The sequence below is a fragment of the Promicromonospora sukumoe genome (genome assembly GCF_014137995.1).
Lineage (GTDB): Bacteria > Actinomycetota > Actinomycetes > Actinomycetales > Cellulomonadaceae > Promicromonospora > Promicromonospora sukumoe.
In genome coordinates this window covers 3605339-3628474 of sequence record NZ_JACGWV010000001.1, presented here as the reverse complement: position 1 = coordinate 3628474, position 23136 = coordinate 3605339, and the positions used below count along the sequence as shown (strand labels likewise).

The following is a 23136-nucleotide window of genomic DNA, read 5'->3' as shown; positions in this document are numbered from 1 at the left end:
CGTTGCCCCGGACTCGGTTGGGCCGGGGCCCGTGCTGGTCTCCATGGTGCGGTGGGCTGGTGGTGGTCTGGTCGTGCCGGGGTGTGGATGCGATCCTCTACCGGTGGAGGCCGCCCGAGACGAGCGCACCGGCGCGATCGTGTCTGTGGACGTCTACGGCCGCCTCGGCCCCGACGAGCGTTCGCGGCTGCAGCTGGTCTGCGATGGCAGCGTGCCCTCGGGTGCAGCGTGCGCCGGCGCGGCGCACTATCGACGTCGGTCGGTCGACGGCCGCCGCCCGTGCTTCTACAACACCGCGCACAGCGACGGCTGTTCCTCGGCGTCGATCGCGTCCGACGACGCCGAGGGCGACGAGGGACGTGACGCCCAGGTGCTGACAGCGTCCGCCGGGCTGATCACGCTCCGTGTTGACCCGCCCCGGCCATCGACAGGTCCAGATCAGCGCCGGAGGCCGGATGACGATGTGCCGGGGGCCACGTCGGTCAGGCACGTTCTGCGCCCCGCGTGGGCGGTTGTGGGTGAGGGAGCGACCACACGTCGCCTGCGCACTGTGCTGTCCGCGTTGCTCGCGGGCAAGCTCGACCCTGAGGTGATGGTCGCCGTGGAGGAAACGGCTCCGATGCTGGCCGCGGTCTTCTTCGTACACATGACCAGTACCGACCCCGCAAGGTCCGCTGGGCAGACCCGTGGCTACTGGGGTCGCGTCCGCCGCGTGGAGAGCAACGTAAGTACAGGATCGTTCATGCTCTATGCCGACGGCGTGCGGGACCCGTCGCTGAAGGTGGTGGTCACGAAGCAGCAGGCGGCCGCGCTGGGGTTGGACGAGGATCAGCGGGCCACGCTGATCGGCGCGTACATGCTCGCGGTGGGCAGGTATCAGGTCTCACGCGCCAACAACCCCTACATCATGTTGCCCTCGCCATGGCACCTGGGGATGGTTAAGCCGTCCAAGGGTTCCGCCTGACACGTCGTGGCCATCACGACCACAAAGAAGGGTCTCGAATCATGGCGTTCTACGAGTCCAACCGCGCGCTGCGGGAGATAGAGGACAGCCGCGTGATTCAGTCCGTGGAGAAGTTCGGGCTGGAGCGGGTCTTGATGAGCGCGGTGGAGACGACAATCGAAAGCGGGTTCACACGGAACGTCGATCGTGCGCTGCGACTGCGTCGAATCGACCATCGTCGCCGAGTCACCCGGAATCCTCGTCGCGCTGTCCGAAAAGGGCAGCTCGTCGACATGAAGGTCACAAATCTAGCTGTTGGCGTCATGCCGTTTCTCTACTTCGCTGATCTGGACGGACTGGAGGTGCCCGGTGCCGCCGTGGCGTTCTGGGCGCACGCCACCGTCGAATCGCGACGTGGGAATCGTGGTCGGCCGCTTCAGGTCGTGATGCTGGGCTCACTGGACAATCTCCCGACACGGCGTTGGAGCCCGTGGAAGCCCGGCGAACTGGCTCATGACTACCCGTCAGAGCCAGGATTCCTGTCCCGGATCGTGGCCGCCGAACTCCGGCTCACCGGTGCCGCGGTCGCCCAGCATGTCCACGACTACGAAGATGCGTACGAGCCCGGGCCGGGGGAGCGGGCAGAGTTCGCGTGGGGACAGACGACGCGCGCGACCTACCCCAGTGCGGTCCCAGGCACACCGGAAACGTGGATTCGGGAGCGCATCCACTCGGCACGCGTAGTTGCAGAGGTCTGTGATGTTCAATCCGAGACGTACGACGGCGCCACGTCCGTTCTGCTTGCCCGACCGGTCCTCATACAGAACATCAGCTGACGGTCTGGCGCGCCCAGCCCATGGGTGAACATTCGAGACGGGACTGCTGCACCGTTGGCGTGTAAGGCTCGCGTGTGCGCTCAAATCTCCTGGCCTGTCCGTGATGGACTGGAGGTATGGATGATGCGTCGTTGCTGATTGACCAGCGCTCGGCCTCTTTGGCGGCTGCCGGGGAGGATGTGCGGGCGTGGGCGAGCGGGCGGCGGGTGTTCGTATCCAGCCTGATCACCGACATGCCCGACGAGCGGGCCGCGGTGCGGGCAGCGATCGAGTCGGTCGGGGCGACGGCGGTGATGTTCGAGGATCTCGGCGCGCAGGACATCTCGGCCGAGCAGGCCTACCTCTCGGGAGTTCGCAGCTCCGAGGTCTACGTCGGCATGTGGGGCTCGCGCTACGGCGTGCGGATGCCCGACGGGTACTCAGCCACGCATGCGGAGTTCTTGGAAGCCGAACGCAACGGGCTGCGGTTGTGCCTGTTTGTCAACGGCGAGACCGGCGGAGAGATGGATGGTGCGCAGCGCGATCTGATCCAGGGTGCCCGCAATCTGTACACGACGAGCCCGTGGACCGACCCGGAAGACCTCGGCAGGCGGGTGCGGCGCCGCCTGGAGGAATTGGCGGCGGAGGAACTGGCACCTTGGGTGCGGGTGGGCCGGACACTGTTTCGTGCGCGCGAGATCACCAACGACGGGAGGACGATCTCGCTCACCGCGGCGGTGCGCAGCGACGCGGTCCATGCCGAGCTGGTGCGGTTGCGGGACAGCCGAGCTGGAGGTGTCCCGTTCGCCTCCCCTCATACCGCGCTGCCGGTCCAGATCTCGGGGCTGTCCACGACGACTGTCTCGACGATCGGTCATGAGGAGCGGTTGACGTTGGTCGCCCAGGATCAGCGGAGCTCGAACCTGCGCGCGTCCACGATCAATGGGATATCGGCTGACGAGGTGGGCCGGCGGGCGTTGTCCGATGGGCTGTTCGGCACCTCGCTGCTCGGCCAGCAGATGGGGTGGATGACGCGGCCGATCGATCCGCTGGCACCGCTGCGGGGACTGGGCCTGGACGACAGCGTCCTGCGTCCGGTGGCGCGACTGTTGTTCGCTGAGCGGCTGATCACAGACCAGGCCGCGACCAGAGTTGATTCATTTGCGCTCGGCCCCTCCCACCAGGGCGCGCGGCGTCTACGGGCCACCTGGACCCCGCCGCAGGTCTATGCGAACGAACCCGACCCAGCACCCGTCTCGATCGACGGCACCGTGACGGGCCTGTGATCGAGACAGGTCCCTTTCGCCAACCGGCGTCGATAGCTTCGACGAGACGAAGATTGGCGGCTGGTCGAACTAGCGCAGCGAGTCGTCAGCGTCAACGCGGTGACACGACGTAGCCGAAGGCATGCTGCCCGTCGCGTAGGCGGGAACCACAATGATCGCTGACAACGATCTGGAGTTGCCTGACGGGTTCGATGTTTGACGCGCTTGAGCGGCGAGGCGGTGATGGCTGAATGGGTTTCGGTTCCTATCGGACGGCGGCGTCGTCGTCGTTCCAGAGGTACTCCGTGTGGAAGCTCAGCCGGGCGACTTCTTTCAGCCAGTCCTGGTAGCCGTCGGATGCCGCGGGCGCCCCGGCCTGCAACGCGTTATCTGTCATCATCGTGAGCCTGTCCCAGATACTGCACTCCGGGCAGTGCTCATGACGCACGAGCGCGTGTTCGGCGCGAACGTTCGTGAGCAACGCGGGCAGCGGCATCCCGGCTTGCGAATCGTCGAGTGCGCGAAAGATCCGCGCTGCTTGCGCGGGCGCGGCCACCAGGAGGCCTAGCAACAACCCTGCCGACAGATAGCCGCCGGTGCGCTCCCGGTCGAACGTCTCATGTCCCGCGACGTGCCGCCCGAGGCGTAACAGCTGGTAGAGGTTCAGGATCTTCTTCACGGCCCGCGGGGTTGTTGCTGCCTGCGCGACCACGGCGAGGTAACGGGCCTCGTGGTTTGTCAGGCGCAGCGTGTTCGCGCGACGTTCACGGGTGACGGCCTCCAACGTGCCCGGATCGATCAGATGAGGCTCGCTGAGGCGAACGTCGTCGAACTCGTTGCCCGACGTACCGGGCGTGTCGGTCGGCGCAGGCACAGCTTGCAGCGTCGCGCGGTCCGTTGGGTCTTCGTTCGACGCCGTCTTGCCCTCCTTCGGAGGCAACGGTGTCTCGGTGACGGTCTGGAGATCGAGCAATGCACGATCGACCAGGTTGCCGTCGGCGGCAGTGCGTAGGAGGTAGTCGCCGGCGATCTCGGGCGTCAATTTGGGCAGTGCGTAGGGGATTTGGAAGATCTTGTCGAGGAAGCTGAGTGGGTCGCCAACAACTGAGCCCAGCTGTTCGTGGACTTCGGCCAACCGGAAGATCTCGTTGTTATGTTGCTCGACCGATCGTCGCAACCAGCGTGGGTCGACCGACACGATCACGATGAACAACGGGATCGACTGCAAGAGCGCGACAGCGTGGAGAACCTCGACGACCCTGTCAGGTTTGCACCTGTCCAAGTCGTCGAGGTGCAGGATGATCCGGTCGGTGTAGACAGCGTCCAGGTCCTTGCGCTGCTCTTCGGGCAGTGCGTCGCGTTGTTCGTGTGCTCGTTCTAGGAGCCGGGCGAGTTCGGTGAGCTCGTCCTGGACCGCGCCCGCGGCGCCGCGGTGCTTGTCCAATTTCTCTAGGCGTTGGGGGTCGTGGAGGTGGTCGGCGAGGCGGGCGACGAAGTCTGCAGCCCTCGCCGTCGAAACGACGGCGACAAGTTCCTGCTCACGTTCGGCTAGGGAGTCCAGCACGAGCCGCCGAAGGCGTGACCACGACGCGGCTACTCGAGGCCAGGTCCGGACCAGCTTCGACAAGGCCCTCGCGGCAGAAACTACGAGCGCGGAGACGACGGTGACCCAGCCAAGGGACGTCCAGATGGTGGCAACCCCGGAAACGCGATCCTGTGCCCAGGCAATAAAGCCGGGAGCGTTGAGTGTCAGAACAGTCGCGACACCGATTGCAAGAGCGGCAATGCCGAGACTGGCGACGACCAACAGGACCGGGACAGGTCCGCCCTGCCGGAGAACCCCAGGCAGGAGTCGGAGGATCCGGGCCTGGGCATGCGCCCATGCGATCGCCTCCTTAACAGTCCTCGGGCGCTCGGTGTTCAACCCAGCCCTGAGCCGAGAGAGTCGAGCTGCTTCCAACGTCGCATCACGGACGCGACGGCCGAGGATGTCACTGTCGGTCGTACCACTGGTCTCGGTGGGGCCATCGGGTGGCACTTTGTCGTCTCCGCGCAGGGTTCGCACGACCTGGGTGGCGAGGCCGACCAGCACCGACGTGTCTGAGTAGTGCCAGACGTTAAACGTCACCACGCGGGGATGCTGGACAAACGCGGCATCACCCTGGTGAGCCTGGGTGACGTGGCGGTCCAGAAGACGTAAGAACGTCGACTTCCCACCACCCCACGGAGCCAGGAGTGCGATCGCGAGAGGTGGTTGAGTCGAACGAGCGGCAATCAGCCGCCCAATAGCGTCCACGTGAGAATCGAGGCCAAGCGCATCACGTGACGACGCATCGTCCGACAGAACTGCTGCATGTAGGACGTTGATGATGCCAGGGTCAAACGTGCCACGGACTTGAACGCCTTGGTTCACGTCCCACACGCGGATCGTTCCATCGACCCCGACGCTGATGGCCTCCTGACCGGCCTGGTCAGATGTTGGAATGATAGCGACATCCAGCACCGCGCCCCAGTGGCCGCGTAGGACGTGGAGCAGGCGCCCCGACGCGAGATCCCAGACTCGTACGGTCGCGTCATCGGCGACCGTGATGGCGCGACGACCATCCGGCGTCACAGCCACCGCGTTCACCCAGCCGGTGTGCCCGGTGAGCTGGGCGGTCTGGGTAGCGGTGGTCAGATCCCAGATCCGGACTATCGCGTCGCTCCCGGCGATGACGACGTGGCGCCCGTCGGGTGTAACGGTCACCGCGTTCACTGGACCAGTGTGTCCGGTGATACGGGCAGTCTGGGTGCCGGTGGTCAGGTCCCAAACCCACACCCCGTGGCCGATTCCTGCGGAGATGGCGTGGCGACCGTCGGGCGTAACAGCTATCGCGTTCACGTCGTGAGCGTGTCCGATGAGCTGGGTGGTCTGCGTGCCGGTGGTCAGATCCCAGACCCGCACCGCGCCATCGCGCTCTCCCGTGATGGCGAGCCGGCCGTCGGGTGTGAGAGCTACCGCGTTCACCCATCGAAAAAGTCCGGTGAGCTGGGTGGTCTGAGTCCCGGTGGCCAGATCCCAGATCCGGACCGCATCGTTGTTTCCTGCGGTGATGGCGTGGCGGCCGTCGGGTGTCACTGCTACCGCGTTCACCCAGCCGGTGTGTCCGGTGAGCTCGGTGGATTGGGTGCCGGTGACCAGATCCCAAACTCGCACCGCGCGGTCGTTCCCACCCGTAATGGCGTGGCGGCCGTCGGGTGTCACTGTCACGGCGTTCACCCGGCTGGTGTGTCCGGTGAGCTCGGCGGTTTGGGTGGCGGTGTCCAGGTCCCACATCCGCACCGCGTCGTTGTCTCCGGCGGTGATGGCGTGGCGGCCGTCGGGTGTCACTGTCACGGCGTTCACCCGGCTGGTGTGTCCGGTGAGCTCGGCGGTTTGGGTGGCGGTGTCCAGGTCCCAGACCCGCACCGCGCGGTCGTCCCCGGCGGTGATGGCGAAGCGGCCGTCGGGTGTCACCGCCACGGCGTTCACCGAGCCGGTGTGTCCGGTGAGCTCGGCGGTTTGGGTGGCGGTGTCCAGGTCCCAGACCCGCACGCTGCCGTCCATTCCCGCGGTGATGGCCTCGCGGCCGTCGGGTGTCACTACTACCGCGTTCACCCGGCTGGTGTGTCCGGTGAGCTTGGCGGCTTGAGTGCCGAAGGTCGGGTCCCAGACCCGCACCGCGTCGTCGTCACTGGCGGTGATGACGTGGCGACCATCGGGTGTCACGGCCACCGCACGCACGGAGAAGTCCCCGATGATTTCGGTGGTTTGGGTGCCGGTGGTCAGGTCCCAAAACCGCACACTGCCGTCAAGTCCCGCGGTGATGGCTTGGCGGCCGTCGGGTGTCGTAATCACGGCGTTCACCCAGCCAGTGTGTCCGGTGAGCTCGTTCGTCTGGGTACCCGTGGTCAGGTCCCAGACCCGCACCATGTGTTCGCCTCCTACGGTCACAGCCCGGCGACCGTCTGGCGTCACGGCCACTGCACGCACAGAGCGACGGTGACCGAGGAATAAGCCGAGGGGCTCGCCCGATATCGCGTCCCACGCCCGCACGGTCGCATCTTCGCCACCAGTGAGGATGCGGTGGCCGTCTGGCGTCACGGCCACCGAATTGACTTGCCCTGGATGCCCACCGAACGCGTCTTGCTCGGTCACGACAACTCCCATAAACGACGAATCTGGTGAGCGAGGGTAGCGTGACCTCGTGCCACCCACACGGTTATGACGTGGTGGGTGTTGCACGGACACGTGACTGATTTGAGAGTCGGCCTCACGTTGGGGTGGACGATGCACGGCTCGTAGATACTTGACCTCGCTTTGCAGCGCGTGTGGCACTCGCTGTGGCCGCGTCGATGCGGCCGCGCGTGATGTCGAAACCGCTCCCCAGGCCCTCCCCGCCCCACCAGCGCAACTACTGCTGTCCCTTCTGACATGTTGTAAGCCGTGCAACTCCGGCACGTTCACGTGTCCATGCGTGAAGGGGGTCCGGCGTCGACCGTGCGTGCAGCAGTTCCTTCTAGAGTCGAGCTACCAGGTGGGGTCGATCCTCGATAGTTCGATCATCGCGCGGGTAGTGGTGCCGTTGTCGCGGCGACGGCGTTGTCGGGTGAGCCAGGATTCGAGCCGTTCGGGGTGGGCCGGCCGTAACGTGCCAGCTGCGGCGTGATGCCTGCGGGCGAGATCTAGTAGTTCGATCTCGTCTGCGGTGAGCTTGCGCGGCATTGTCGGGATGTCGTTGTGCTTGGCGATCCACTTGCGCAGCAGCGCGGGCGAGACGCCCAGGTGGGTTGCGACGTCGTCCCAGGTGCTTTCGTGTTCGATCGCCCAGTCGATCGCGTCGTCCCACGTTGTCCAGCCCATCGCCTGGAGTTGGGTTGCCAACGGGCGGCCGCGGCGGTCTCAACCCGTTGCGTGCGGTGGGGTGTGTACCGTCCGGGTGTGGGAATGCCGTGGCGCCGACGGAACGTGGCCGCTGGTCCTTGACCGAGGCCGACGAGCTTGCCGAACTCGACGTCGTTCAGATGGCGTGCCTGCTCGAGCAGGTTGGCCAGGTCGTCGTAGCCCAGCGTGACAGCGGTGGCCTGCATGGCTGTGTCCGCTTGGCGGTGTCGCGCGTCGTGCTTGCGTCGCGGGATGGTGATTCCGTCGGAGCGTACCTGGGCTTGGGCCATCCGCCAGGACGCTCCCATCCGTGCACCGGCCTCGGGCCATCCGACATCGTTCGTGACCGCCCAGTGCGCTGCCTGTCGCCAACTGGTCCAGCCGGCACGCCCGAGTCGTTCCGCCCAGATCTGGGCGGTTCTGGCAGTCCGGTCGTCGTTTACCGCGGGGGACTCCAAGGCGCTCGGGCCGACCTGGTGTTTGGTCTGGTATTCGTCGCCGCTCATGTGGTGCACCTGGCGCAGGTGCGCTTTGAGGGTGCGGAACACCGCCCGGCACTCTCGGCAGGTCACCAGATCGACATCCGCGTTCTGCGTGGCGCGGCGTTGTGAACGGAAGAGCTGCTCGGAGTGCCGGTGGCACAAGCCCCGAGTGACGGCGACGGACTCGCATTCCTCGTGGGCGCAGACCGGTTCGCGTTCATCGTGGCGCAGGTGCCAGTGGGGGTCGATCTCGTCTAGCCGGTCGTGCACCGCCGAGCGTGGTCGGCCGTCGGCCAGCGTCTGACGCTGGGCCGATATCCATTGTCCGAGGTCGCGCTGGTCAGGGATCCACCGCAGCGGCCCGTGCTCCGCAACGTACTGCCTTGCCAGGTCCAGCATTCGCTCCTGATGGGGCGTGACGCGGCGGCGGGCACGCACGCCCTGCTTCTTGGCGGTCGCCCGCAGATGTGCTGGGCTGACACCGATCGCTTGGGCGACCTCGATCCAACCGACGTTGCGCTGGGCAGCCCAGGCGACAGCCTCTTCCAGCGACTCGCACCCGATGATGGCAAGCCGGTCACACCACCACTGGGCTGAGCGTTCCCGGTGCGAGCGGCCGACCCTCCGTGTCGTGCGCGGGTCCCGCTGCCCTGTGATGTTCTCCGGGCGGGCGCGGAACCCTACCGACAGCAGCTTGTCGCGCTGCTCAGGCTCACGCATGCGCCGCGCGCCGAGCTCCCTTCGCCACTCCAGGAGGTCCTGACCGATCAGAGGGTCCGACTTCAACAGGTCATGTGCTGCCCGGTACTCGTCGGCCGTCATGCCATGCGCCCTGAGGACATGGTTCGCCACCGAGACGAACCACCTGCCGCACTCCGCGCACTGCACCCTGTCCTGCGCCCGAGGCACCACCACTTTGCCCCGCCCTTCGGCTCTTTGTCGTGGGTCCGCAGCGTAACCATTGCCCGTGCAGCTCAGCACTGACATGCGTCCACGCGAGCGTTCGGGACGATGACAGCCCGCTGGACTCGACCGGCACGGGTTTGGCCGGCTCGGACCGTGCCGTAGGAGGCTGATAGCGAGGCCATGGTGAAAAGATCACCCGGCGTTGTGGACATTTTCGTCGTACCGGACCCAGGTGAGGCAGTAGATTTCGGGCGTTCAGGTGCCGTCCAGGCGCCGTCATGATCTGTGGGGGAGCTTGCCGGTGCTGGATCTGGTGGGTGGCCTGACGGCCAGACTTCGTACATCTGTAGGGCGATTTCGGCGGTCTTTCGCCAGTTTGACGGCTGCTGGACGGACGCAAGTGTCTGCGATCGTCGCGGGTGCGGTCGCGCTGGTGATGGTTGCCAGCGGTGCGACGGCGGCGATGACGGATCTCGACGACATGGCGTTCTCCGCCCTGGGAGTGGGCTTGGCGGCTGAGGACTGCGACAGCGTGGCGCCGACGATGGATGCCGCGTTCGAGATGGCGGTCCGGTGCGGGCACGAGGTCGCAGCGCAGGACTCCTACAGCCCGTGGGAGACGTCCTACGCCCAGCCGAACGGCCTCGACGTCCGCTGGTCGTCCTCGGCATCCGCCGTGCGCGCGGGGCAGGACGACGGCTCTTGGGCGAGCGTTGATCGCACGGTTGAGCCCAGCGACGTGGACGGTGACGGGCGCCTTGACGTTGCGGCGCCGGTGTTCGATGTCAGCTTCGCTTCGGGTGTGGACGACGCTGAGCCGTTGGCGAAGGTGGAGCGTGAGGGGCACTGGATCGAGTACGACGTGCCGTTCGATCTGCCCGAGCCGGTGGTCGAGGGCGATGTCGTGACGTATCCGGCGGTCATGGGGGAGGGGATCGACCTGATCGTTCAGGCCGACCCGGAGGCCACAGGGTTTCGTGAGTTGATCCGGGTTGCGGACGAGGAAGCAGCGTCGAACCCGGAGCTGGAAGAGCTCGCGTTCGATGTGCGGGTCTCGCCGGGACTGACCCTGGTGGACGAAGGGGACGGGTTCGCCGCGATCGATGCAGAGGGCGAGCAGGTCTTCCTGGCACCGGTGCCGCTGATGTGGAGCGAGCCGGAGCAGCCGTCGGCGGAACCCGTTCCGTCGGCAGCCAGGGTTGGTGCGGCCGGAGCCTCGGATGCGGAATCCGCTGCGGGGGATGAGCCGGCCGCGCCTGGGATGGCACATCGCGAGGATCTTGCCGAGCTTCCGGTCGACGTCGAGCCGACCACCGAGTCCGGGCGCTCTGCAACGGTGTCGATCGTCCCGGACCAGGAGATGCTGGTCGGGGAGGGCGCGGTCTTCCCTGTCGTGATCGACCCGTCGGTGACGGGCGTGACACTGAACGAGTGGGCGGGTGTGAAGTCGGCGTGGCCCACTTCGTCGTCCGGGTACAAGTTCCAGGACCGGCCGCTGGGTGACCACGGTGTCGGCCTGTGCGATGCGGCCAGCTCGTACGGGGCCGAGTGCGCGGGGGTGACGTCCAAGCAGCGGGTGCTGTACGAGTTCCGGGCGACGAAGGTCGGCGAGCTGCGGTCGATGGATGTGACCGGTGCCGAGTTCTCGGTCAGTGGCGTCTTCGGTGCGACCTGCCAGGCCGCCGGGACGATGCTCTACCAGCTCGGCAACGCGCAGGTCTCCACCTCGACGTCGTGGAACTCGATGGCGTCCTGGTCCACCCAGGTCGGCTCGAAGTCGGTGATCCACCGGTCGGGGTGCGACGGGCGCCAGGTGCGTATCGGGTTCGACGTGACGGAGTCGGCGAAGAAGGTTGCGTCGTCGAACTGGTCGTACCTGACCCTGGGGCTCAAGGTTGACGAGTCCACGATGTCGAAGTGGAAGCGCTACGCGGGCTCGCAGTACAACGGCGACGCGGACCACGGTGCGACGCTGTCGGTGACCTATAACCGGCCGCCGGGTGACCCCAAGTACCTGAAGACGTGGGTCGACGGCATCGACAAGGGTTGCCGGCCGGCGACTTCGAGGGCGTATTTGAGAACTACTCGGCCGACCGTCGGGGCGACGATTACGGATCCTGACGGAACGCAGTCCAAGGGGCAGTTCGAGGTCTGGAACACCGCGACCGAGAACAAGGTGTGGGGCGCGTACTCCGGGTTGAAGGCTGGCGGCCAACACAAGTTGATGGTGTCGAGCGGCAAGCTCTTCAACGGGAACATCTATCGGTGGCGGGTGCGTGCGGTGGACCCGGCTGGGGCCACGGGCGCCTGGTCGGCGTGGTGCTACTTCGAGGTGGATACCGCTCCGCCGCACACTCCGACGGTTGACCCGGTGACCGTCGGGGTGGAAGCGGTGTACCCCAATGTGGAAAAGGGCGGCCTGGAGTCCGGCGGGGCCGGTCAGGAAGGCAAGTTCCTCCTCGGCGCGCAGGGCTCGACTGACACGGTCCGGTACGAGTGGTCGTTCGGCACCGACACGTTCTCAGAGGGCGAGAGTGTGGCCCCTGGCGCGAACCATACGATCTCCTATACCCCGAAAAGACCGGGAGCGATCACCTTGAGCGTCAAGGCGTTCGACCGCGCTGGCAATGCGTCGTTGTCGGTGCGTGAGTACAAGTTCGATGTGGCGCCCGCGATCGCGACGGCGGTGTGGCCGCTGGACGACGGAACCGGCACTGTCGCCTCCGAGCGAGTGCAGGGCAAGGGCACTCAGCCTCTGCAGTTCCGTGGCACGGAGACCAATTCGACGTTGCCGCAGTGGACCACGGGCCCGCACGAGGAGTTCGAGTCCCGGGCCGGCGACAAGGCTGTGTCGTTCGACGGCGTGGACGACAGGTTGGTCACTGACGGCCCCGTGGTGGACACGTCCAAGAGCTTCGTGGTCTCCGCCCACGTCTGGTTGGACCCGAACACCAGCTTGACCGGTCAGCATGTCGCTCTGTCGCAGAACGGGACACGCACCAGTCCGTTCACGTTGGGCTACCGGGCCTCGTGCGCGGCGATGAACAGCAAGCCGTGCTGGTCGTTCATCATGTACGGCTCGGACACGGACGGTGCCTCGGCAGTGTCGGCGCAGGCGCCGTTCGAGGCCAAGCCCGGCGAGTGGGTGCACCTGACCGGCGCGTACGACGACAAGACCGACGAGGTGAAGGTCTGGGCATGCCAGATTGGAACCCGGCAGACCCCGCTACCCGGCGACCCCGTCGTAGGAGTCGCCGCCACGAAGCTCACCACCTCGTGGACCACGAACGCGCCCTTCTCCGTCGGACGCCGGCTCATGTCCGGGGTCCAGGACAACTTCTGGCAGGGCCGGGTCGACAACGTCCGGGTGTTCGACGGGCAGGTCGTGGCCGAGTCGAAGATCCGTCGCCTGTGCCAGGGGTCGGACTTCGAGACCTTCACCGGCACCGGCGACGCCGACGAAGCAATGGCACTGCTGGACCCGACCGAGAAAGAGGACATGTGATGGGGCGGGCTCGGATCCAGCAGACGCTGGTCGCAGGTGTGGCGGGGCTGGTCGTGGTGGTGCTAGGCGCCCAGCCCGCATTGGCCGTCCCCGCGGCGATGAATGTGGACTGCCAGGTGGCCGTCGCTACGCAGGCGGAGGCTCTGGAGCTGGCGCACCAGTGTGGGCTGGACGTCGAGATCACGGATGACCGCACCCCGTGGCAGACCACGCACGCGACCGAGGACGGCCGGCTGCGTCTGACGACCACAGCGGGCGCAGCCCGGGTCCTGGTCGACGGCAGGTGGCTGCCCACGGACAATCGGTTCGTCGACCGCATGCCCGGCGACGGGCGGCTGGACGTGGCGGTGTCCGTCAACGAGATCTCGGTCTCGGACGGCTCCGAGGGGCAGCCACTGGCGCGCCTGGTGCGCGACGGGCAGGAACTGGTCGTGGACGCGCCGGTCGACCTGACCGAACCGGTCCTTGATGCGAACCGGGTGACCTACCCGGGCGTGGCGGGCAAGGGCGTCGACCTGATCGTGACGGTCAACGCTGACGCCACCGGTATCGCCTATGCGCTGCGGTTCGCCGACCAGGCCGCCTGGGCGCGGGCCGGCAAGAAGCTGAACCTGAAGGGACTCACGTTTCCCGTCACGACCGGGCCCGGGCTGCAGCTCTCAGCGGCCGGTACACAGGACGAAGCCGGGTCCGGGGTCGGCAACGCCGCTCGCGTGGCCGACGGGTTCGGTCAGCAAGTATTTACCTTCCCCGCGCCGAGCCTGTCTGTCTCCGGTCGTCCAGCAAGCCCCGTCGGTGTGCAGATCGTTCCCGCAGCACCTCGCCACACGCCCGACAAGGGCTCGAGCACTGAAAACGGTGCCGCTTCGGGTGCGGCCGGTACGTCGACGCCGACGTCCGGTGGTCTGGGCGCCACCGCGGGCGGCGCGACCGTGGGCGGGCAGGCACTCGACACCGCAGACGTCGCGCAGTCTGCTGGGACGGAGCAGGCCGCGACCGTGGGCCTGCGTCTGAAGGTGGACACGAAGCAGAAGGACGCGGCTGCCGGCCGTGAGAGCGCTGGTATGGCCTTCCCGTTGTCCGTCACGGCACAGGTCTCAGGTTCGCCGAACGTGCGGACGGGGAACTCTCAGCCGGCGGCTTCCGGCGAGGGCATGCTTGCCCGGTCCGGGTGGGCGATGGCGGGCCTGGACGAGGTCGGGTTCGTCGACCCGGACCAGGTCACGAAGGCGTCCTTGACCCTGAACCCGCTCGACGATTCCCTGTGCTCGGACGAGCTGGACGTGCAGGTCTGGCGTACGACGGCGCTCGACTCGCTGATGGACGCCACCGCCCGGCGTACCTGGGCCAAGACCGGGTTCCTGGCACCCCTGGACGCACAGACCCTTGACGAGGACTGCTCCCAGGTGACCTGGGACGTCACCGATGCGGCGCGCGAGCTCGCGTCGTCCGACGCCGGCACCGCGGTCTTCGGTACCCGTGTTGTCGCCGACGGCGGCGACGAGGACGCAGCCGAGGTGCCATCGGACCTGACCTGGAGCTCGACGGCCACGCTGGTGGTGGAGTACGAGCCGATGGAGGTCGCGGCCGCAGACGATCTGGGTCAGGACCTGGGTGCCCGCGACGCGAACCTGGACCCGGTCGAGGCCGCTGCCGACACCCCGGAGGCGGTGACGCCGTCCCCCGTCCCGACCAGAGCCGCCCCGGAGGCGGTACCGGCGACACCGCCGGCCGCGGTCGAAGACCTGCCCGACGCAGACACCGTCACCGTGCCGCTCGCCGCCGAGCCGGCACAGGTCGACCTGGGCGGTATGGATGTGACACTTGCGCCGACCAGTGGGCAGGCGGCACCTGACGAGGTGCAGGTAACGGTCTCGGACCAGCCATCAACGGAGGCCGACGGGATCACCGGCGTGCTCCTCGAGGTCACCGACACCTCGGCGGCCGGCGCTTCGGCGTCGTCCGCGGGCAATGACGATGGCGCCTCCATGGAGGCGGAAGCAGAAGCCGCAGCGATTGCTGCCTCCGAGTCGCGTCACGTGACCGCGACCGTTTCTTACGACGAGTTCACCGACGCGGCCGGTGCGGACTGGGGCTCCCGCCTGCAGGTGATCCGGATCCCCGCGTGCGCGGAGGTCACTCCGGACGCACCGGAGTGCCAACCCGAACCAGTGCAGACCACGAACAACGCCGAGGCACGCACGCTGACGGCGGACCTCGAGATCCCCGCCGCGGGCACGGCCGCCGCCGCCACGCCCAATGCCCTGACCAAGGACAGCGCAGCCACGTCAGAGTCGAAGGACTCCGACAACGCCCGGACCGCAACAACCGCCAGCGCCCAGGTGGCGAGCGTGCAGGCGGGTGACAAGTTCGCCGTGTCCTCCGGTGTCGCATCCAGCACGGGGGACTGGTCGGCGACGCCGATGTCGATGACCGGCTCGTGGTCGGTGTCTGGTGCGACCGGCAGCATGGGGTGGTCCTACCCGATGGCCGTTCCGGCCCCGGCCGCTGGGCCGTCGCCGGAGCTGTCGATCGGGTACTCGTCGTCGGCGCTGACCGGACGTGTGTCCGGGTCGAACAACCAGTCCTCGTGGATCGCGGACGGCTGGGACCTGACCACCGGGTACGTGGAGCGCCGCTATACCTCCTGCGCCCAGGACCAGGACCCCGTCGGGGGAGATGCGAACAACGCCGACCGGGACACCGGCGACCTGTGCTGGGACAAGGACAACGCCACCCTCGTGCTGGGCGGCCGTAACACCGACCTGGTCAAGAACACCTCGCAGTCCACCGCCGAGCGCGTGATCTGGACGCCGAAGGACGACGACGGCACCCTCGTCGAGCAGCGCCTGCCGGGTGGTGCGAACGCGTCCGATCGGGCGAGCAAGGAGTACTGGCGGGTCACCACGCCGAACGGGACCGTGCACATGTTCGGCAAGGACGAGCGGTACTCGGGCGACACCCTGAACCAGGGCTCGCGCTGGACGGTCCCGGTCTACGGCAACCACTCCGGGGAGCCGGGCTACCAGACGGCAGCGAACGGTGGCTTCGCCGCGTCGGACCGGGACCAGGTGTGGCGGTTCATGCTCGACCACGTCACCGACACGGTCGGCAACACGATGACGTACTCGTACAAGCAGGAAACCAACCAGTACGGGTCGGACCGCAACCGTGACGGCTCCAAGAAGTACGTCCGCGGCGGGTGGCTCGACTTCATCGAGTACGGCACCCGCACAGGCTCGGCCGGGCACGCGAACGCGCCCTACCGCGTAAACTTCAGCGTCACCGAGCGGTGCTTCTCCAGTGCCGGTTGCCCGACGACCGCGAAGCCGACCCGGAGCGAGTCGGCCCGGTGGCGGGACACACCGCTGGACCTGGTCTGCACCTCGACCACGTCCTGCAAGACGGTCATGTCCCCGGCGTTCTTCTCCCGCAAGCGGCTGACCCAGGTGACCACGAACGTCCGGATCTCCGGCGCCTACGTGGGCGTGGATCAGTACAAGCTCGAGCAGAAGTTCCGTGACCCGGGCGACGGGACGGGCAACCTCCTGTGGCTGCAGTCGATCCAGCGCACCGCCCTCGGTGACACCACCGACTCGTCCACCCTTGACGACTCGAACCTGTCCCTGGGCAAGGTGCACTTCGCCGGAGAGACCAAGCCTGGCCGCGCGGACTACGACAACCTGACCGACGGCCTGCCGGCGATGAACCGGTTCTACCTGACCGACATCACCACCGAGACCGGCGGCAAGACCTCGGTCACGTACTCCACCCCGCAGTGCGCCACGACTCAGCCGGGCAAGTCGTTGACCGCGCAGGAGGCCAACACGAAGTTGTGCTTCCCGGTACGGTGGCAGTTCCCGGGCGAGGACGACCCGAAGACGGAGTACTTCAACACCTACGTCGTCAAATCCGTCACCCAGACCCCCGACGGCGCCTCCCGCTCCGGCGGCAAGCGCTCCGACGGCCACGGTGATCCTGACTTCACCACCCACTACACCTATCTGGACGAGCCTCGGTGGGCGCGTCTCAAGGACCGCTTCCGGGACGAGTCCGACGATGACGACGCCGAGTTCCTGACCTGGTCCGACTTCCGTGGGTACGAGAAAGTCGAGACCACGACAGGCCCAGCGACCAACCCGGGCCCTGCTCAGTCACGCACCCGTTACCTACGGGGCCTGGGCGGGAATGTGACGACCGAGGCCGGCGACCAGTCGATGACCGTGGCGGACGACGACCGTCTCGCAGGCACGGTTTTGGAGACGCTGGCGCTCAATGGAGGGGCGACACTGACCAAGTCGGTGAGCTACCCCACGATCACGAACACCACGTCGAACGACGGCGTCACCGCTGGGTACGTGAACCGGGTCGTAGCCCTGGCCGCGACCAATGACTCCGAGGGAAACCTGGACTTCGTCCGCAAGACGGTCAACTGGCGTGACAAGTACGGCAACACGATCCAAGCCGAGGACCAGGGCGACATGGCCGTGGCCGACGACCAGCTGTGCACCCGTGGCACGTTCTACGCCCCGGAAACGGGAACAGACGCGACGTTCATCGCGACGGCCGTCAAGGAGACCATCACCCGCACCGGTACCTGCGGCACTCAGGACGACGGCACCCCGGGCAAGATTGTCTCGGCGACGCGCACGTCCTACGACGATGCCTCCTACGGGACGGCGCCGACCCGGGGACTGCCGACGTCCACCCGTCAGATCGACCCTGATGCCGACGTGGACTACGGCACCGCTTTTACGTCCGTGCCGTGGTCGGGCACCGAGGACCTGATCAGCACCACGACTTACGACATCAGCGAGGATGCCTACACGTCCAAGATCGGTCGTCCGGTGGCGACCACGAACGCTGCCGGCCGCACCGCGCGTTCCGACTACACCCTCACGGGCGGCGTGCTGTCCAAGACGACCGCGACGTCGCCCGATCCGGATGGAAGCGGGACGACGCTGACCGCGCACGTCACGACCACGGACCTGGACCTGCTCCGTGGTGTGCCGATGTCCGTGAAGGACGCGAACAACCGCGCTACCACTGCGTCCTACGATGCGATGGGTCGGCTCCGGTTGGTGCGCTACCCGCAGCATGCCAGCACCGAGGCGTCGGTCAAGTACGCCTACACCGTCTCGGCCACGGGCGTGAATGCCGTGACCACCGAGACGCTGCGCGGCGACGGCAGCACCTATCACAAGAGCGTGCAGCTGTACGACGGTCTGCTGCGCCCGGTCCAGACCCAGACCGCGTCAGTGGACGCCGCCGACGAGGGCCGGGTCGTGACAGACACTCGGTACGACGACGCCGGACGCGTCTACCAGACCCAGGGCCCCTGGTTCGCGGACGGCGGTTCGCCCAGCGCAACCCTGTTCTCCACCACCAAGGCTCCGCCGAGCACCACCCGGTTCCTCTACGACAAGGCCGGGCGCACCACCGCAGAGATCTTCATGGTGGGCACCCCGGACAACCCGAGCTCCGAACGCTGGCGCACAACCACCGTCCACGACGGCGCCACCACCATGACGATCCCGCCCGCCGGCGCGACCCCGTCGGCCACGACCGTCGACGCTCAGGGACGCACCGCGGCGCTCACCGAGTACGAACGGGAAGGAAACGACCCGGCCGCTGCCGGGTTCGCGGATACACGTTCTGAGATCGAGGAGCTGGACTCCCAGACCACGACTTACGGATACACCGCCGCGGGGCTGCTGGGGAAGGTCACTGACGGCGACACCAACGTCTGGTCCTACTCCTACGACCTCGCTGGCCAGCAGACGAAGGCTGTCGATCCGGACAACGGCACCACCGAGACGACCTATGACAAGGCCGGCCAGGTAGTCACGACCAAGGACGCCAACGGCGCCACTCTGGCGTACACCTACGACAACCTCGCCCGCCGCACCACCATGCGCACGGGATCGGTCAGCGGCGCGATCCGGGCCGAGTGGCGGTACGACAAGTACGCCTACGGGCCCAACGCCACTGGCTCTAACTCGATCGTCAAGGGTTTGACGACGGCCACGATCCGGCATACTCCGGACGGTGCCGGCGACACCGACACCAACGACGACCTGTACATCACCGCGGTCACCAACGTCGACGCCGCCTACCGGCCCCTGACGCAGCAGGTCATCCTGCCGCTGGGCAACACCGACCTGGCCGGCCTGGGCACGACGGCCGCGCAGCGCACGTTCGAAACCGCGTACACCTATACCCACGACGGGCAGGTCGCCACGACGACCCTGCCCGCGGCCGGGAACCTGCGTCGCGAGACCGTAACCACGAAGTTCACGGATACGAGCATGCCCGAGTGGACCTCGTCCGGATTCGGGTGGGGCGTCTACGTCGCCGACTCGCGCTTCAACGCCTACGGCGACCTGCTCTACACCGACCTCGGCAACACCTACGGCACTGCGGTCTCCTACCGGTACGAGCACGGCACCCGCCGCCTGGCAAACGTCTCCCTGGACCGGGAACGTGTCTCGGGGACCGAGCTCGACGTCACCTACAGCTACGACCCCGCCGGCAACATCACCAAGGCGGCCGACCAGCCCACACGCGCCGGGTCTGCGGCAGACGTGCAGTGCTACACCTATGACGGACTCCGGCGTCTGAACAACGCCTGGACCCCGTCTGCTGGCACCTGCGCCGCAGTACCCGACCAGCAGACGGCCGAGAGCGTGGTCGCAGGGGCCGGTCCGGCACCGTACTGGCAGTCGTTCACGCACGACCAGCTCGGCAACCGCACCGACGCCACCACCTACGACCCGGCAACCAGCCCCGACCCCACCGAGGTCGGATACGGGATCGGTGGCGTCACCGAGGGCGCCCTTGCCGCAGGGGACTGCGCGGCCCCAGCGACGGTCACCGGGCCGCACCAGGTCGCGGCGATCAGCACCGAGTCGGCCGCTGGAACCACCTGCCAGGAGTACACCTACGACGCCGCCGGCAACACGACCAAGCGGGACAGCACCGCCGACTACGTGGACACGACCCAGGACCTGACCTGGGACCCCGAGGGCGAGCTCACCAAGGTCAACACCCAGACCACCGTCTACGCCGAACCCGAACCAGGTGCGGGCGACGACGACTCCGACGGCGACCAGAGCGGCACCACACCCAGCGGACCCGCCCGCGGCGAGGCCACGACCACGACCAGCGTCCAGTCGATGATCTACACCGCAGACGGCGACCGGATCCTGCGCAAGCACGGCACCACAGTCACCGCCTACATCGGCGCCGGGCAAGAGATCGCCCTGACCGCTGGAAACAGCAACCTGTCATCGGTCACCGCTACCCGCTACTACTCCTTCGCGGGCAAGACCGTCGCGGTTCGCACAGGCATGGGGCTGGGCGGCGTCACCTCCCTGATCAGTGACACGCACGGCACACCGCTGGCGTCGGTGCACAACACCCAGTGGACGACGACCAGTGTCAACAAGCACCACACCCTGCCCTACGGCCAGGCCCGCGGCGGTACGCCACCACCCGGAGACCACAGGTTCCTCGGAGCGCCCGAAGACGCTACTGGGCTGACCATGCTCGGAGCCAGGTACTACGACCCGGCCATCGGACGGTTCCTATCTGTCGACCCGATCATGGACATGGTCGATCCGCAGCAGTGGAACGGCTACGCCTACGCGGGCAGCAACCCGATCACCAGATCGGACCCGACCGGTCTCAAGCCAGACGGGTGCGGCAATACCTGCATCAACTACGGCGGCAAGTGGGGTGTCGAGGGCGGCAAGAGCGACCCACGACCAGGTGGCGGAGGCGGCAGCCCCGACCCCGACCCGGGCAACGAGCCGACCGGTGGCGGCAGCGCCCCGACCGGAACTGCTCACGCAGACCAGTCGAACTTGTCCGCGTACGACGCTTCTGTCGCCCAGGGAGGCACGCCGGCCATCGTCCCGTGGTGGCTGACCGAAGAGGGATGGTTCGACCGTGCCGTCACGGATACCGTCAATTTCGCGATTGACACTTATCACGCGTTCCAGGACCCCCAGCTTTTCTATGACTTCTGGGGCGGGCCGATGGGCTGGAAGAACGAGCTCGACTTCGAATTGAAGAGCGCCGCCGCTGGTGCCATGACGGGCGGTGTTGCTGGCGTCGGGACCAAGGGCGTGCTGCGAGGAGTGAAGGGCACAGCTCGTGCTGTAAGTGGAGCCGTACGCGTAGAGCGCGCCGTCTCTCGCCCCGTGAGCTCGGGTGCTACCGCAGGAGCTACTGGTACATCCGCGTCGATGGGCAACGGATTGGGGCGGCTGGCTGGAAAAGAGATTAGAGTTTCGAGCAAGGGCCTGGAGCGAGTGCAAGTCCACCTTGCCCAGTTTGGGCAGCATGATATTAATGATGCAATGCTCGCTCGATTGAGCGCGGCGCACGCGAGCGGTACCCGCATTTCGGGAGGCGATGCAAGTTTCTACATGCATGAGCTGGCCGAATCTCAGTTCATGCGGAATGGCATGGGATATGAGGATGCGCACAACGCTGCTTTCGCAAAGTACGATGTGTCGCCGTTCAGTGTATATCCGCCTGAGGTCGTGTCGAAATTCTCGAGTCAGTTGTCCTTGGGTTATCGACGATTCTGGGAGCAATAATGTTCGAGATTGGTCTTGATTATCATCGCCGTGCTCGGGTATGGCTCGAGGGGTTGAAGGCTAATCTGCACGAGTCTGATCGCCAGATTGAGAGGTTCACTTCTGGCGGGTCTGCCGAGATTTCCCACGGTACAGTGGCAGTCGAACTTCTGGTGCCAAGAGGTGCCAGTCTGCAGTGGGGATTGCTAGGTGTCAGTTACTCGCAACATGTAGTTAGTTCAGCGCTTCGCGTAATGGCGTTAGGGCCGAGTGGGAGAGTGGATCAGCCTGTGGGCCATTCCGGTTATCTCGTTGCCTCGTTAGATGAGCCGCGCTTCGGGCTGCCGGAGGAGTACGCCCGCGCGGCCGCCGGAGGGCTGATTGCTGGTCTACTGGACTCAGAGCAGCTTCCGGCCGGCGATCTGCTGATCACGAGTGCGGCGTACGGAGACGCATCCTCAAGTGAAGCCCACTTTGAGTTGCTTGGCAGAATAATCATGAAACTTATGCTCCTGCGTGGAGAATCGGAGCGAGATGTACGCGAAGTCGTTCTTCAGGAACTGGATCGCGGCTGATTTTGGCTAACTGACAGCGTCCCTGTGATCGTCCCCTGGTGATTAACCGAGGTGGGATGGTTTGATCGCGCCTTGCCTTCCTTGACTCCGTCAATTTTGCGATTGACGCGTATCACGCGTTCTGGGCCCCCGAGCTCTTCTGGAACTTCTGGGGTAGCCTGATGGCCTGGAAGAGTGAATTCGATTCCGAATTGCAGAGCGGCTGCAGCAGGCGCTGCGACCGGTGGGGTTGTTGGACTCGGGATGAAAGGCGTGCTGCGAGGAGTGAAGAGCACGGCTCGGGCGGCAAACGGAGTTGTACCTGCAGAACGTGCTGTTAGCCTCGATCATTTACTTGGCGGGTAGCCCGGCCTGACGGTTTCGTCCCATGTGTGGCTTGACGGTGTTTGGCATCGTTTCGCTATCGCGTGTCGCTGCGTGCGCCGGTTCCGGCCGGGGTCGTGCGGCCGCTCCGTTCCGGCTGGTGGGATTAGTCGCCGGGTTGGTCAGGTCAGGGATCGTGCGCGCGCTGGAGGTGGCGCCCGGTCAGTACCTGAGTGCCGTTCGCGTCGAGGGTGACCTCGCGCGGCAGCCGGATGCCGTTGACGGACGCGATCCTTCCCGGAGGCGCCGGCGGGTGGAGTTTAGGGTCGACCATGTGTTCGCGTAGGGCTGCGCCCGCCGTCATCGCGGCTGAAGCCATCGTGCAACGCGGCGCGGCTTACCCAGGTGGCGAACGCTTTGTTGGTTTCGCAGCGCTGCCTGGACCCATGCGAGCGGGCTGCCGCTATGGGCGCGATGTGCCAGGTGTGCTTGATGTAGCCCGCCCCCACCGCGTGCCGGTGTCGGCGCGAGCAGTGCTGTCAGATCCGACAGGTGGTAGAGACCACCTGTCGTCCCTGAGGCGAACCTTGCCTCAGATTCGGACCTGCGAGGAGGAAGACCTGGGCCAGCTCAGGGGGATGGGTGTCGAGCGGTCGCGCCCGACGCCAGGGACTGGCGCGCGGACAGGCTGTGTTGTGGTGCCGACTGGTGTAGCGGCTATCCATGCAACAGTCCTGGACGTGCGTGTGCGCCTGCCTGGACAACTGTGACGCGTCAGATGACGGGCGGGGCGCGATTTCGGACTGTCGCATCGCTAGCAGGTGCTGCACCGGCGTGCGACTCTGTCGCGATGA

Annotated in this window: 9 protein-coding genes and 1 pseudogene; 7 read left to right on the top strand and 3 right to left on the bottom strand. The window is 66.6% G+C overall.

Annotated elements, in window-relative coordinates; translation table 11 throughout:
• Positions 1–103: 103 nt before the first annotated feature.
• From FHX71_RS15995 to FHX71_RS15985, 3 genes are all read left to right on the top strand, one after another.
• The gene (locus FHX71_RS15995) at positions 104–964 is read left to right on the top strand and encodes a hypothetical protein (protein WP_182618006.1); all 861 of its coding nucleotides are present in this window, start codon (positions 104–106) and stop codon (positions 962–964) included.
• A 41-nt stretch (positions 965–1005) separates the two neighbouring features.
• The gene (locus tag FHX71_RS15990; RefSeq protein WP_182618004.1) at positions 1006–1779 is read left to right on the top strand and encodes a hypothetical protein; all 774 of its coding nucleotides are present in this window, start codon (positions 1006–1008) and stop codon (positions 1777–1779) included.
• A gap of 116 nt (positions 1780–1895) precedes the next feature.
• Complete coding sequence (locus FHX71_RS15985; protein ID WP_182618002.1) at positions 1896–3044, top strand: DUF4062 domain-containing protein; 1149 nt, start codon at positions 1896–1898, stop codon at positions 3042–3044.
• A gap of 244 nt (positions 3045–3288) precedes the next feature.
• Here the strand turns inward: FHX71_RS15985 and FHX71_RS15980 are convergent, their stop codons facing one another.
• Positions 3289–7200 carry a P-loop NTPase fold protein gene (locus FHX71_RS15980; protein WP_182618000.1) on the bottom strand — a complete coding sequence of 1304 codons (3912 nt, stop codon included), beginning with the start codon at positions 7198–7200 and terminating at the stop codon, positions 3289–3291.
• A gap of 372 nt (positions 7201–7572) precedes the next feature.
• Positions 7573–7905, bottom strand: a complete 333-nt coding sequence (locus FHX71_RS29355; protein WP_246402595.1) for a hypothetical protein — start codon at positions 7903–7905, stop codon at positions 7573–7575.
• Between the two features lie 119 nt (positions 7906–8024).
• On the opposite strand from FHX71_RS29355, the gene FHX71_RS29350 reads away from it, so the two are divergent.
• On the top strand, positions 8025–8537 hold the full coding sequence (locus FHX71_RS29350; RefSeq protein WP_246402594.1) for a hypothetical protein: 513 nt from the start codon (positions 8025–8027) through the stop codon (positions 8535–8537).
• Between the two features lie 117 nt (positions 8538–8654).
• On the opposite strand, the pseudogene FHX71_RS30355 reads toward FHX71_RS29350, so the two are convergent.
• Positions 8655–9395: pseudogene (locus FHX71_RS30355) on the bottom strand (MucR family transcriptional regulator); the annotation flags it as partial.
• 319 nt (positions 9396–9714) lie between these two features.
• Between FHX71_RS30355 and FHX71_RS30090 the strand changes: the two are divergent.
• The 3 genes from FHX71_RS30090 to FHX71_RS15960 all read left to right on the top strand — a co-directional run bounded on the left by FHX71_RS30090 (position 9715) and on the right by FHX71_RS15960 (position 21979).
• Positions 9715–12819 carry a LamG-like jellyroll fold domain-containing protein gene (locus FHX71_RS30090; RefSeq protein ID WP_182617996.1) on the top strand — a complete coding sequence of 1035 codons (3105 nt, stop codon included), beginning with the start codon at positions 9715–9717 and terminating at the stop codon, positions 12817–12819.
• A complete protein-coding gene (locus tag FHX71_RS15965; RefSeq protein ID WP_182617994.1) occupies positions 12819–21425 on the top strand; it encodes an RHS repeat-associated core domain-containing protein in 8607 nt (2868 codons plus the stop codon). The genes FHX71_RS30090 and FHX71_RS15965 overlap by 1 nt, the downstream gene beginning before the upstream one ends.
• 257 nt (positions 21426–21682) lie before the next feature.
• On the top strand, positions 21683–21979 hold the full coding sequence (locus FHX71_RS15960) for a hypothetical protein (RefSeq protein WP_182617992.1): 297 nt from the start codon (positions 21683–21685) through the stop codon (positions 21977–21979).
• Positions 21980–23136: the final 1157 nt, after the last annotated feature.